Source organism: Xanthomonas sacchari (assembly GCF_024266585.1).
Lineage (GTDB): Bacteria > Pseudomonadota > Gammaproteobacteria > Xanthomonadales > Xanthomonadaceae > Xanthomonas_A > Xanthomonas_A sacchari_C.
In genome coordinates, this window is the sequence record NZ_CP100647.1 from 748,065 (window position 1) to 761,032 (window position 12,968).

Sequence of the window (12,968 nt, forward strand, 5' to 3'; positions counted from 1 at the left end):
TCCCTATGACCTTGTTCGCGCGCCCGGCGCTGTTCCGGCATTTCCACCGCATGGCCTGGCTGGCGGCGCTGTTCACCGCCAGCACCATCATGTTCGGTTCGTTCGTGCGCCTGTCCGATGCGGGCATGAGCTGCCCGGACTGGCCGACCTGCTACGGGCGCATCACCTGGCCGCAGACCAGCGCCGAAGCCGACACCCATGCCGCCAGCAAGATCCGGCCGCTGGAGACGCACAAGGCCTGGCGCGAGCAGATCCACCGCTTCCTGGCCGGCGCGCTGGGCGTGGAGGTGCTGGTGCTGTCGCTGCTGGCGGCGCGCCGGCGCCGGCTCGGCATCGCCCAGATCGTGACGGCGGCGGTGCTGGTGGCGCTGTCGATCCCGCTGTACATGTCCGGCTGGCCGGGGCTGGCGATGCTGGTGGCGGTCGGCGGCGAGGCGATCCTGCTGCTGGCGGCGCTGCGCTGGTCCAACGACGACCTGGCCCGGGCGGCGGTGCTGACCCTGTCGGTGGTGATCTTCCAGGCCTTGCTGGGCATGTGGACGGTGACCCTGCTGCTCAAGCCGATCGTGGTGATGGGGCACCTGCTGGGCGGCCTGCTGATGTTCTCGCTGCTGGTGTGGATGGCCTGGCGCGCCACCCACCTGCCGATCACCCTGGCCGATGCGCCGCGCCTGAAGTGGCTGCTGCGCCTGGGCGTGGCGGTGCTGGTGCTGCAGATCGCGCTGGGCGGCTGGGTCAGCGCCAACTACGCGGCGCTGGCCTGCGGCGGCGGCAGCTGGTCGGCCGACAACTTCCCGCGCTGCGTCAGCCAGTGGTGGCCGCCGCACGATTTCCGCGAGGGCTTCACCCTGTGGCGCGGCATCGGCGTGGACTACGAAGGCGGCGTGCTCGACGGCGCGGCGCGCATCGCCATCCAGATGGCGCACCGGATGATGGCGCTGGTGGTGGCGGCCTACCTGTTGTGGCTGAGCTGGCGCCTGAGCCGCACGCCGGGCATGCGCGGCTGGGCGGCCGCGCTGGCGCTGCTGCTGGTCGCGCAGGTGTGCCTGGGCATCCTCAACGTCAAGCTGGCGCTGCCCTTGCCGGTGGCGGTGCTGCACAACGCCGGCGCGGTGGCGCTGCTGTTCGTGCTGGTGTCGCTGCTGGCGCGCTTGCGGGCGCCGCAATGAGCGCGCGCGGCGTCCATTGGCGCGACTACTGGGACCTGACCAAGCCCAAGGTGGTGGCGCTGATCGTGTTCACCGCCCTGGTCGGGATGTGCCTGGCGATCCCGGGGTTGCCGACCTGGGCGCAGGTGCGCACCGGTCTGCTCGGCTTCTTCGGCATCTGGCTGGCGGCCTCGGCGGCGGCGGCGATCAACCAACTGCTGGACGCGCGCATCGACGCGCAGATGGCGCGCACCTCCTGGCGCCCGCTGGTGGTGGGCAAGGTGCTGCCGTGGCAGGTGCTGCTGTTCGCGGCCTTGCTGACCGCGCTGTCGATGACCGTGCTGGTGGTGTGGGTCAACTGGATCACCGCGGTGCTGACCTTCGCCTCGCTGATCGGCTATGCGGTGATCTATACGGTGTTCCTCAAGCGCACCACGCCGCAGAACATCGTCATCGGCGGCCTGGCCGGGGCGGCGCCGCCGCTGCTGGGCTGGGCCGCGATCACCGGCATGCAGGGCCAGTGGGACTGGGCCTACGCCTCGTTGCTGGTGCTGATCATCTTCGTGTGGACGCCGCCGCACTTCTGGGCGCTGGCGATCTTCCGCCGCGCCGACTACGCCAAGGCCTCGATCCCGATGCTGCCGGTCACCCACGGCGTGGCGCACACCCGCCGGCAGATCCTGGTGTACACGGTGCTGCTGGTGGTGGTGACGCTGCTGCCGGTGGCGGTGGGCATGAGCGGAGTGTTCTACCTCGGCGGCACCCTGGTGCTGGACGCGGTGTTCCTCTGGTACGCCTGGCGCATGCTCGACCCGCCGGACGAGATGTTCTCGATGCGCATGTTCGGCTATTCCATCGTGTACCTGATGGCGCTGTTCGCCTTCCTGCTGGTCGACCACTGGATCGCCTGAGTCGTTCAGGTTCCCCGCCCAAGTGTTGCCAGTCGCGGTCGCTATCGAGCGAACGACCAAAATCGGCAAAGCCGCGGGAGGCAGGTATGTGGGGCAAGAGCAAGCAAGACGCGATGAAGCTGCAGGCAACCCTGGAGCGCCTGCGCGAGGCCGAGGCCGAACGTGACCGCGCCCGTGCACAGGCCGACAGCGCCCGCGCCGATCTGGACTATCTGCGCGGCCGTTTCGACTTGGTCACCTCCGCGACCACCGACGGCCTGTGGGAGATGAGCGTGATCGCCGGCGATCCGATCAATCCGTCCAACGAATTCTGGTGGTCCTCGCAGTTCCGCGCGATGCTGGGCTTCTCCTCCGAGCTGGACTTCCCCAACGTGCTCGATAGCTGGGCCTCGCGGCTGCACCCGGAGGACAAGCAGGCCACGCTGGACGCGTTCGCCGCGCACCTGGCCGACCGCAGCGGCCAGACCCCGTACGACGTGGAGTATCGGCTGCAGCTGAAGAACGGCCAGTACCGCTGGTTCCGCGCGCTCGGCACCACCCAGCGCGATCCCCAGGGCACGCCGCTGCGCGTGGCCGGCGCGCTCACCGATATCACCGAGCGGCGCGAGCGCGAGGCGTTCCTGGACGTGGTCCTGACCCGCTTCGAACTGGGCGCGGACATGCTAAACGACGGCCTGTGGGACATGAGCGTGATCGCCGGCGATCCGATCAATCCGTCCAACGAGTTCTGGTGGTCGCCGCAGTTCCGCTCGCTGCTGGGGTTCGCCTCGGAGGCCGAGTTCCCCAACGTGCTCGACAGCTGGTCCTCGCGCCTGCATCCGGAGGACGCGCAGGTCGCGCTCAACGCGTTCGCCGCGCACCTCAACGACCGCACCGGCCGCACCGGCTTCGACGTCGAGTACCGCTTGCGGCTGAAGAATGGCGAGTACCGCTGGTTCCGCGCACGCGGCCTGACCAAGCGCGCCGCCGATGGCACCCCGCTGCGCGCGGTCGGCGCCTTGCTGGACATCCACGCCGCGCGCCAGCTCGGCGAAGCCGCGCACACCCTGCAGACCGCGGCGGCGGAAATGGTCGACGACAACAGCGACCTGGCCCGGCGCACCGAGCAGCAGGCGGCGGCCCTGGAAGAGGCGGCCAGCTCGATGGAGGAGATCACCGGCACCGTGCAGCGCAACGTCGAGCACGTCGGCCACGCCAACCGGCTGGTGGACGGCGCCAGCGACGTCGCCCAGCGCGGCGGCGAGGTGGTGCGCGACGTGGTCCAGACCATGGCCGGCATCGAGAGCGCGTCGCGCAAGATCGCCGACATCATCAGCGTCATCGACGGCATCGCCTTCCAGACCAACATCCTGGCCCTCAACGCGGCGGTGGAAGCCGCGCGTGCCGGCGAGCAGGGCCGCGGCTTCGCCGTGGTCGCCACCGAAGTGCGCAGCCTGGCCCAGCGCTGCGCCGACGCGGCCAAGGAAGTGCGCGGCCTGATCGCCGGGTCCAGCGAGCAGGTCGATCGCGGCTCGGCGCTGGTCGCGCGCGCCGGCGCCACCATGGAAGAACTGCTCGGCTCGGTGCGCGAAGTGCAGCGGATCATGACCGACATCGCCGGCGCCAGCCGCGAGCAGAGCGCCGGCATCGGCCAGGTCAATCAGATCGTGGTGCAGATGGACACGGCCACGCAGCAGAACGCGGCGCTGGTCGAAAAAATGGCCGAGGCCGCGCGCGCGCTGGAAGGACAGGCGCAGGGCCTGAACGCGCATACCGGCAGCGGCCGCCGCCCCGGCAGCCAGGGCGCCGGCCAGCCGGCGGCGCCGGTCCGCGTGGCGGCCTGATCGGGAGCGCTCGAGGCACCGGCGCGTCTTGCGCGCCGGTGGCGTAAGACGGCGCGGGACAACCGCGCCGCGGCGACCTCGGCGAGCCGATGCCGGCGTCGCGGCTGGCGTCGTGGCTGGCGGCGCCTTGGTGCTGCGGTCGGCGAATGCCGATGATGCCTGGCGCTGTCGTCGCGGTCGCGCCTCCCTGGCGGCCTCAGCCCAGCCAGTGCTGGCAGCTGTCGCGCGCCTGGCTGCCGCAGCTTTGCTGCATCTTTTGCTGCAGCCGCGCGAGCACCGCGCTGCCGTCATGGGCCTTGCTCCAGTCCTGCAGGGTCTTGGCCAGGGTGTCGAAGCGTTGCCGGGTGCGCTGGTGGTAGCCGTCGGGCTGCCCGGCCAGTTCGCCGATGACCTGGCTGGCGGCGGCCTCGATCGCGGCGGCATTGTCCGGCTGCAGCTGGACCAGGCCATTGACGTAGATCACGCCCCACTGCACCCGGGTGGCGGGGCCTTCGGCGCTCTCGTAGGCCTTCTTCAGCCAGTACAGCGCGGTCTGCTTGTCGCCGCGCGCCTGCGCCAGGCCGGCCAGTTCCGGCATGTAGTAGTACGGCGTCTTGCTGCGCTGCAGTTCGGCCAGCAGCAATTGTTCGGCGCCGGCACTGTCGCCGGCTTCGTCGAGCAGGCTGGCGGCGGAGCTGATCGTGGACTGGCGCTCGTAGTCGGTCTTGGCGGCCTGCTCGGCCCACTGCACGCGCTGCCGCACCTTGGCGACCACCGCCGGCGGCAGCGGTGGCTGCGGTCCGTCGCCGGCCTTGGCCGGCTGGCCTTGGGCCAACCGCGCCAGTGCGATGTCCGCCTCAACGGTCTCGAGGCGATCGCTGATCGGCAGGCTGCTGTCGGCATAGACCTGATCCAGTGCATGGGTCAGCGCGTTCGACAGCGTGGTGCGCTCGGCGGCGTCGGCGGCCGCGGCCCGCACCAGTTCGCGCGCCGTATAGGTCAGCGTGCTGCGGTTGGCGCGCACCTCGGCCGGATCGGCGAGCACTGCCTGCAGCAGGTCGCGCTCGCCGGCGCGGTGCTTGGCGTCCGTGGCGGTGGCCTGGGCTGGATCCTGCTCGGCCAGCGCCAGCAGCGCGAAACGGCGCTGCAATGCCGGCTGTGGCGCGGCCGCGGCCAGCCGCGCGAGCACGTCGGCCGCCTGCCCCGGCTTGATCAACTGGGCCGCATCCACGTCCCAGCCGTACTCGCCGAGCAGGGTCCAGTCGTCGGCGCCGAGCGTGGCCGGCGCCTTGAGCGCCTGCTGCAGCAACTGCGCCGAGGTGGTGGTGCGGGTCGCGGCCACGCGCAGCGCCTCGGCCAGGCGCGCGGTATCGCTGTCGCCGGCCAGGCGGGTGATCTCGCTGCGGTCCGGGCGCAGCACGATGATGGTCGGGTAGCCCTTGATGCCGAAGCGTTCGCCCCAGGCCTGCGCGCCTTCCGAATCGCCATCCAGGTGCACCGCGACGAAGGCGCGGGTGCGGGCGATGAAGGCCGGGTCCTTGAACAGGGTGGCCTTGAGCCGGTTGCACGGCGGGCACCAGGCCGCGCCCCAGTACAGCAGCACCGGCTTGTTGTGTTCGCGCGCTTCGGCGAAGGCGTCGTCGACGTCGCCCTCGCGCCAGGCGATGCCGGCGCTGTCGGCGGCAGGTGCCGCCGCGGCGGGCTTGGGCGCGGCGGGCGCGGGCGGTTTCTGGCAGGCGCTCAGCGCCAGCAGGGTGGCCAGGCTGGCGGAGATCGTCGCGGAACGGCGGGACATGCGGCTCATGGGGGCACCGGATGGGGAGGAGGCGTGGCGCCGGCCGTGCCGGCCGCCTACTGTACCCAGCCGTCGTCGTGGCCGTACATGCCGGTTGCGCATCTGCATATGCCGCCCCGACCTGCGCCACGCGGCGCAGACCGGCGCGTTCGGGGCCATGCCGGCGCGGGATGCCTGCGGGCCGGTTCCACCGCCCCCTGCCGTTCGGCCGCTAGCGCTTCGCTTCCGCCTTCGCAGCGCGCGCGTAGCGTTGGGCGATCACGGCGCAGACGATCAGCTGGATCTGGTGGTAGATCATCACCGGCAACACGATGGCGCCGAGGCTGCCGCTGGCGAACAGCACCTTGGCCATCGGCACGCCGGTGGCAAGGCTCTTCTTGGAGCCGCAGAACACGATCGGGATCTCGTCCTCGCGGGAAAAGCCCAGGCGCCGCGCGCCGAAGGTGATCAGCGTCATCGCCAGCGCCAGCAGCACCGCGCCGACCACGGCGACGCCGAGCAGCGCCGGCAGCGGCGTCTTGCGCCACAGCCCTTCGACCACCGCCGCACTGAATGCGGTGTACACCACCAGCAGGATGGTGCTCTGGTCGGTGTAGCGCAGCACCGCACGGCGACGCTCGACCCAACCGCCGATCCAGCGCTGCAGCAGGTGGCCGGCGACGAACGGCACCAGCAGTTGCAGCATGATCTTGCCCATCGCCTCCAGCGGATTGGCCATGGCGCTCTGCGCGCCGGCCAGCAGGCCCATCAGCAGTGGGGTCAGAAACACGCCGAGCAGGCTCGACAGCGAGGCGCTGCACACCGCCGCCGGCACGTTGCCGCCGGCCATCGAGGTGAAGGCGATCGACGACTGCACGGTGGATGGCAGCGTGCACAGGAACAGCACGCCGATGTACAGGTCCGGGGTCAGCAGCCAGTGCGACAGCGGCTTGAACAGCAGGCCCAGCAGCGGGAACAGGATGAAGGTGGAGGCGAGGATGGTCAGGTGCAGGCGCCAGTGCAGTGCACCGGCGACGATGGCCTCGCGCGACAGCCGCGCGCCGTGCAGGAAGAACAGCGCGGCGATCGCCAGATCGGTGACCACGTCCATCACCGATGCCGCGCGCCCCTGCACCGGCAGCAGCGAGGCCAGCAGCACCGTGCACAGCAGCGCCAGGGTGAACGGTTCGATGCGCAGGCGCGCGAGAAGATGTTTCATGATGTGATGACGGGGGGAAAAGGCTGTAAGTCAAGCAGATATTCTCACACACATACACACTGGCGCCGGCAGGTTGTTCGATGGAGACGAATGCTTCTCTCGCCATGCAGGCGCTGGCCTTGAACACCGCAAGGAAGTTTCGCGACGACTATCTGGCGATGAGTCGGCATATTTTTCGCGACCAGGAGAAGCGCAATGGTCTTCTCCATTCCGGGGAGTTTGGCGTCTACCGCGAACAACTGCTGCGCACGCTGCTGGTATCGCATCTGCCGGCGCGCCTGGCCATCGGCAGCGGCTTCCTGAGTACGGCGCAGCAACCCAGCAGTACGCAGTGCGATGTCGTCCTCTACGATCGCGATGCCACGCCCAGCCTCGATGTGGCGGGCGGACGGGTGTTCTTCCCGACGGAAACCTGCGCGGCAGTCGGCGAAGTGAAGTCGACATTGACCTTCTCCGCGCTTTGCGAAGCCTTGCATAAACTCGCCGAGACCAAACGCTTGCGGGCGGCGCATTGCCCGCCCAGCCTGCCGGTGGCGCCGACCGATGCGGTGTTCAGCTTGTGGGGCCAGATCGGGCAGGAGAGCGCGACGCGGGACCAGTTGGATATGCATCGGCTATGTCTGTTCCAACCGCAGCGGATCGAGCAACAGAATCTGATGACGTTTCTGGTCTGCGAGAAGATCGAGTGGCCCAGCGGCGAAGATCCGAACAGTCCCGGCTTTCACAAGGCGCTTGCCAAGCTCTATCCCTGCTCGCCCGATTCCTACCTGCGCCACAATCTGTTGCTGAGCCTGCAGGACGGCCTGCTTTCGTACTACACCTCCGGTCCCGGCGACGATGGTGAGCCGCGCAAGCTGCCCTATCCGTTCCCGTGCCGGGAGGGCGTGGACTGCGGATGGCGCTGGCTTCCGGCCAGCGACGACGCGCTGCACATCCTTATGTTCGCCACCGAATGTGCGCTGGCGGCATCGCGGACATGGATCTACGAATTCTTTTCTCCTGCGCACTTGCAGGACCACCTGTTTCCCAGGTTTCGGTACATGCCATTGAGCTAGCGGTCACGCGGGGCCGGACTCAGCGCAACGACGCCAGCACCTTGAGCAGTTCGCGCTGCTCGTACTTGTCGGTCTCGTCCAACCCATGCGCGCGCTGCTTGGCGGTCAGTTCTTCGAGGCGCTGCTGCAGCGTCTGCCTTTCCAACTGCACGACCACGTCGTGCAGCTCCTGGCGCCAGCTGGCGGTTTCGCCGGCGATCTCCTGCACCGCCAGCTTCTGCAGGGCGGCCAGTTCCTCGCGTTCGTGGAAGTGTTCGAGCAGCGCGCCGGTGGTGATTTCCGGGCGCGCATGCACGATCTGCAGCAGCTCGATCATCAACTCGATGCCGGGCAGGCGCAGGCCGGCGAACGGGTAGGGCGGCGGCAGGTCCAGCGCCAGCGACGGTGCCTGCAGCAGGCGCACGATCGCCTCGCGCACCAGGCTGCGCTTGTGCGCCGGGCGCGGCATCCGCGGCGGTGGCCGATTCGCCGCCGCCGCGGACGCGGCTGGTGCGGCGGCGCCGATGCCGGTGAGTTCGGCCAGGCGCTGGCGCATCAGGTCGCCGAAGGCGCCGTCGGGAATCTGCGCCAGCATCGGCCGCGCGCGCTCGGCCAGGCGCGCCTTGCCGTCGAGCGTGCCCAGGTTGATCTCGCGCGAGAGTTCGTCGAAGAAGAACTGCGACAGCGGCGTGGCCTGGACCAGCCGCGCGTCGAAGGCCGCGGCGCCTTCCTTGCGCACGATGGTGTCCGGGTCCTCGCCGTCGGGCAGGAACAGGAAGAACGCCTGGCGCCCGTCCTTCATCCGCGGCAGCACCGATTCCAGCGCCTTCCAGCCGGCGCGACGGCCGGCGGCGTCGCCGTCGAAGCAGAAGAACACGTCCGGCGCATTGCGGAACAGCAATTCGGCGTGGTCCGGCGTGGTCGCGGTGCCCAGCGTCGCCACCGCCTGGGTGACGCCGAACTGGAACAGCGAGACCACGTCCATGTAGCCCTCGACCACGATCAGCCGCTCGATCTTCTGGTTGGCCTGGCGCACCTGCCACAGGCCGTACAGTTCGCGGCCCTTGTGGAACAGCGCGGTCTCCGGCGAGTTCAGATATTTGGGGCCGTCGTCCTTGTCGAGCACGCGGCCGCCGAAGGCGATGACCCGGCCGCGGCGGTCGAAGATCGGGAACATCACCCGGTCGCGGAACTTGTCGTAGACGTGGCCGCGGTCGTTCTTGGAGAACAGCCCGGCGCGGTCCAGCAGCTTGAGCCGGCGCTCGTCGGTGCCCAGTGCATCCTTGAGCGCGCCGTAGCCGTCCGGCGCATAGCCGATCTGGAAACGCGCGCGGTTCTCCGCGTCCACGCCGCGCCCGTCCAGGTAGGCGCGGGCCTTGTCGCTGCCGTCGAGCTGGCGCTGGAAGAACTTGGCGGCCGCGTCCAGCGCCGAGTACAGGTCGCGGTGGTCGTCGCCGGCGGCCTGCGCGGCGCCGCGCTGCTGGGCGTCGCGCGGCACTTCCATGCCGGCGCGCTTGGCCAGTTCGTCGACCGCGTCGAGGAACTCGAGGCGGTCGTAGTTCATCAGGAAGCTGATCGCGGTGCCGTGCGCGCCGCAGCCGAAGCAGTGGTAGAACTGCTTGGTCGGGGACACCGTGAACGAGGCCGAGCGCTCGTCGTGGAACGGGCAGCGCGCCGCGTATTCCTTGCCCTGGCGCTTCAGCGGCACGCGCGTGCCGATCACCTCGACGATGTCGGTGCGGGCGAGCAGGTCGTCGATGAATGCGTCGGGGATGCGGGCCATCCGTATAGGATGCCACGCGCGTGCGCCGCCACGCTGGCCGGGCGCCGCGTCCGCGGTTCAGCGCGGTGCGATCAGGGCGCCGGCGGCGCGGGCGCGGCGCTGCGGGCGTCGATGCCTGCAGCGTCCAGGGTGCGCCGCGCGTGCAGGCGCTCGTCGATCACCGCGGTGATCAGCGCGCCGACGAAGAACACCACGGTGGCGTAGTAGATCCATACCAGCAGGATCACCAGCGCGCCCATCGAGCCGTAGGCGCTGCCCGGGGCGGCGGTGGCGATGTACAGGCCGATCGCGTAGCGCCCGGCCACGAACAGGCAGGCGGTGATGGCGCCGCCGATGACCGCCTGCCGCCATTCCACGCGGCGGTCGGGCAGGTAGTGGTAGAGCACGGCGAAGGCCAGCACGTAGATCGCCAGGGTCGAGACGTAGCCGACCGCCGGCAGCAGCGAGGGCATCCGCGCGAACACCACCTGCAGCACCGTGGTCAGGATCATCGAGATCAGCAGCAGGAAGCCCAGCGCGAACACCACGCCGAAGGAGAACACGCGTTTCTTCAGCCACGCCAGGATGCCGTCGAGGTGCTGCTTGTCGGTGCGGAAGATCAGGTTCAGCGCGTTCTGCAACTGCGCGAACACCGCGGTGGCGCCGACGAACAGCAACAGGGTGCTCCACAGCCCGGCCAGCGAGCCGATGTTGGGCTGGTTCTTGGCGTTGTCGATCACGGTCTGCGCGACCTCGCGGGCGCCGTGCCCGGCCAGTTGCCCGATCTGCGCGATCAGCGTCTCCTGCGCCTGCGGGTACAGCGAGGCGGTCAGCCACAGCAGCAGCACCAGCAGCGGCGCCAGCGACAGCAGGGCGTAGAACGACAGCGAGGCCGCCTGGGTCATCACGTCGATCTCGACGAAGCGCCGCACCAGTGCGGCCGGCAGGCTCTGCTGCAGGCGGTCGAGATGTTTGTGCAGGCGGTCGGACGACAGGGGCAGGGACATGGGCGCGGGACCTTCGGCGCGCGGCGTCGCAACGCCGGTCCCGCACTGCGCGCTTGAAGGGGGCGCGGGCTTGCCGGGGGTTGTAGCAGCCCGGCGCCGAAAGGCGGGTGAAGCCCGCCGCCGGCTCCGCCGCTGCGCTCAGCCGGCCAGCTGCTGCTTGACCAGCACCGAGACCTGGCCCATGTCGGCCTTGCCGGCCAGCATCGGCTTGAGCACGCCCATCAGCTTGCCCATGTCGGCCGGGCCGCTGGCGCCGGTCTGCGCGATCGCCGCCTGGATCGCGGCGACGATCTCGGCCTCGCCCATCTTGCTCGGCAGGTAGCGCTCGATCACCACGATCTCCTCGCGCTCCACCTGGGCCAGATCGTCGCGGCCGGCGGCCTCGTACTGGCTGACCGAGTCCTTGCGCTGCTTGACCATCTTGTCCATCACCGCGATCACCGCGGCGTCGTCCATCTCCACGCGCTCGTCCACTTCCTTCTGCTTGATCGCGGCGTTGATCAGCCGGATCACGCCCAGGCTGTGCTTGTCGCCGGACTTCATCGCGGCCTTCATGTCGTCGGTGAGCTGCTGCTTGAGGGTCATGAGGGGCTCCACTGGGAAGATAAGGAAGGGGATCGGCATTCTAGGCAACCGCGCCTGCGCGGGCCTGGGGCCGAGGCGGCACGGGGCTGCCGAGGGGAAAGAGACGGGACCGAGGTCGCGCGAACGACGTGCCTGGCCCAAGCGGCCGGACACGCAAAAAGCCGGCGACGCTTGCGCGTGCCGGCTCCCTGGGCTTACCGTAGCGGATGCCGAAACCGGCACACTCCGCTACCGCAGGCCGCGATCCTCAGTACAGACGCTGGCGCTTGGTGACGTCGCGCGAGGTGCGACGCAGCTGGCGCTTCACCGCGGCAGCGGCCTTGCGCTTGCGTTCCTGGGTCGGCTTTTCGTAGAACTCGCGCTTGCGGGTTTCGGCCAGCACGCCGGCCTTTTCGCAGGTGCGCTTGAAGCGACGGAGCGCAAACTCGAAGGGCTCGTTCTCGCGGACTTTAACGCTGGGCATGGAATCTCCGGGACACAATGGTGACCGGGTCAGGCCCGGCGAGCCGCACATTATAGCGACAGATTTCGCGGCTGCAAGCGCCGCGTTTGGCCTGCCGCCGATTCGGCCGCACAATGCACCCATGAACGTTCTCGGCATCGAATCCAGTTGCGACGAAACCGGCGTCGCCGTCTACGACACCACGCGCTCCGGGGCGGCCGCGCTGCGCGCACATGCGCTGTACAGCCAGATCGCCCTGCACGCCGAGTACGGCGGGGTGGTGCCGGAGCTGGCCAGCCGCGACCACGTGCGCAAGCTGCTGCCGCTGATCCGCCAGACCCTGGCCGAGGCCGGCCTGCGGGTGCGCGATCTGGACGGGGTGGCCTACACCGCCGGCCCGGGTCTGGTCGGCGCGCTGCTGGTCGGCGCCGGCGTGGCCCGCGCCCTGGCCTGGGCGCTGGAGGTGCCGGCGATCGGCGTGCACCACATGGAAGGCCACCTGCTGGCGCCGCTGATGGAGGATCCGGACCCGGTGCACGGGGTGCCGGCGCCGCCGTTCGTGGCGTTGCTGGTCTCCGGCGGCCATACCCAGCTGATCGCGGTGGAGGCCATCGGCCGCTACCGCCTGCTTGGCGAGACCCTGGACGACGCCGCCGGCGAGGCCTTCGACAAGACCGCCAAGCTGATGGGGCTGCCGTATCCGGGCGGTCCGCAACTGGCGGCGCTGGCCACCCAGGGCACCCCGGGGCGGTTCCGCTTCGCCCGGCCGATGACCGACCGGCCCGGCCTGGACTTCAGCTTCTCCGGGCTCAAGACCCAGGTGCTGCTGGCCTGGCGCGACAGCGACCAGTCCGAGGCGGTGCGCGCGGACATCGCCCGCGGCTTCGAGGATGCGGTGGTGGACACGCTGGCGATCAAGTGCGAACGCGCGCTGGAGGCGGCCGGCAGCGACACCATCGTGGTCGCCGGCGGCGTCGGCGCCAATCTGCGCTTGCGCGCCAAGCTGCAGGCGATGGCGCAGGCGCGCGGCGGCCGCGCCTGCTTCCCGCGCCCGGCGCTGTGCACCGACAACGGCGCGATGATCGCCTTCGCCGGCGCCCTGCGCCTGCAGGCCGGCCTGCACGACGCCGCGTCTGCGGTGCAGGTGACGCCGCGCTGGGACATGGCGACGTTGCCGCCGTTGGCGGCAACTCGGGAATCGGGAATGGAGAATCGGGAATAGTAAAAGCGGCTCACGCGCGGTTTTTGCCTTTGCTCTTACCATTCCCCACTCCCTATTCCCCA

Annotated in this window: 11 protein-coding genes; 5 read left to right on the top strand and 6 right to left on the bottom strand. The window is 69.9% G+C overall.

The genetic code is table 11. The features are described from left to right. Positions 1-5 precede the first annotated feature (5 nt). The 3 genes from NKJ47_RS03140 to NKJ47_RS03150 all read left to right on the top strand — a co-directional run bounded on the left by NKJ47_RS03140 (position 6) and on the right by NKJ47_RS03150 (position 3,882). Positions 6-1,169, top strand: a complete 1,164-nt coding sequence (locus NKJ47_RS03140) for a COX15/CtaA family protein (protein WP_254460093.1) — start codon at positions 6-8, stop codon at positions 1,167-1,169. Further along, positions 1,166-2,059: a heme o synthase gene (gene cyoE / locus NKJ47_RS03145; RefSeq protein WP_242161167.1), complete on the top strand. Its 894-nt coding sequence runs from the start codon at positions 1,166-1,168 to the stop codon at positions 2,057-2,059. Before NKJ47_RS03140 ends, cyoE begins: the two co-directional genes overlap by 4 nt. An 86-nt stretch (positions 2,060-2,145) precedes the next feature. Next, the gene (locus NKJ47_RS03150) at positions 2,146-3,882 is read left to right on the top strand and encodes a methyl-accepting chemotaxis protein (protein ID WP_254460094.1); all 1,737 of its coding nucleotides are present in this window, start codon (positions 2,146-2,148) and stop codon (positions 3,880-3,882) included. Between the two features lie 196 nt (positions 3,883-4,078). Here the strand turns inward: NKJ47_RS03150 and NKJ47_RS03155 are convergent, their stop codons facing one another. Together NKJ47_RS03155 and NKJ47_RS03160 are read right to left on the bottom strand one after the other, a co-directional pair. Continuing rightward, positions 4,079-5,665, bottom strand: coding sequence for a thioredoxin family protein (locus tag NKJ47_RS03155; protein ID WP_254460095.1), 1,587 nt, complete (start codon positions 5,663-5,665; stop codon positions 4,079-4,081). A 202-nt stretch (positions 5,666-5,867) separates the two neighbouring features. After that, positions 5,868-6,854, bottom strand: a complete 987-nt coding sequence (locus tag NKJ47_RS03160) for a bile acid:sodium symporter family protein (protein ID WP_254460096.1) — start codon at positions 6,852-6,854, stop codon at positions 5,868-5,870. Positions 6,855-6,934: 80 nt separating this feature from the next. Here NKJ47_RS03160 and NKJ47_RS03165 point away from each other — a divergent pair, with 80 nt between their 5' ends. Then, entirely contained in the window at positions 6,935-7,909 is a 975-nt protein-coding gene (locus NKJ47_RS03165; protein ID WP_254460097.1) for a DUF6602 domain-containing protein, read from the top strand. 19 nt (positions 7,910-7,928) lie between these two features. Here NKJ47_RS03165 and dnaG read toward each other — a convergent pair whose 3' ends face one another. The 4 genes from dnaG to rpsU form a co-directional block, all read right to left on the bottom strand. After that, a complete protein-coding gene (dnaG, locus tag NKJ47_RS03170; RefSeq protein ID WP_254460098.1) occupies positions 7,929-9,671 on the bottom strand; it encodes a DNA primase in 1,743 nt (580 codons plus the stop codon). A gap of 71 nt (positions 9,672-9,742) precedes the next feature. Further along, entirely contained in the window at positions 9,743-10,657 is a 915-nt protein-coding gene (locus tag NKJ47_RS03175; protein WP_254460099.1) for a YihY/virulence factor BrkB family protein, read from the bottom strand. Positions 10,658-10,795: 138 nt separating this feature from the next. After that, complete coding sequence (locus NKJ47_RS03180) at positions 10,796-11,242, bottom strand: GatB/YqeY domain-containing protein (protein ID WP_254460100.1); 447 nt, start codon at positions 11,240-11,242, stop codon at positions 10,796-10,798. Between the two features lie 247 nt (positions 11,243-11,489). Beyond that, positions 11,490-11,705 carry a 30S ribosomal protein S21 gene (rpsU, locus tag NKJ47_RS03185; protein WP_003465342.1) on the bottom strand — a complete coding sequence of 72 codons (216 nt, stop codon included), beginning with the start codon at positions 11,703-11,705 and terminating at the stop codon, positions 11,490-11,492. Positions 11,706-11,826: 121 nt separating this feature from the next. Between rpsU and tsaD the strand changes: the two genes are divergently transcribed. Then, the gene (gene tsaD, locus NKJ47_RS03190; protein WP_254460101.1) at positions 11,827-12,906 is read left to right on the top strand and encodes a tRNA (adenosine(37)-N6)-threonylcarbamoyltransferase complex transferase subunit TsaD; all 1,080 of its coding nucleotides are present in this window, start codon (positions 11,827-11,829) and stop codon (positions 12,904-12,906) included. Positions 12,907-12,968: the final 62 nt, after the last annotated feature.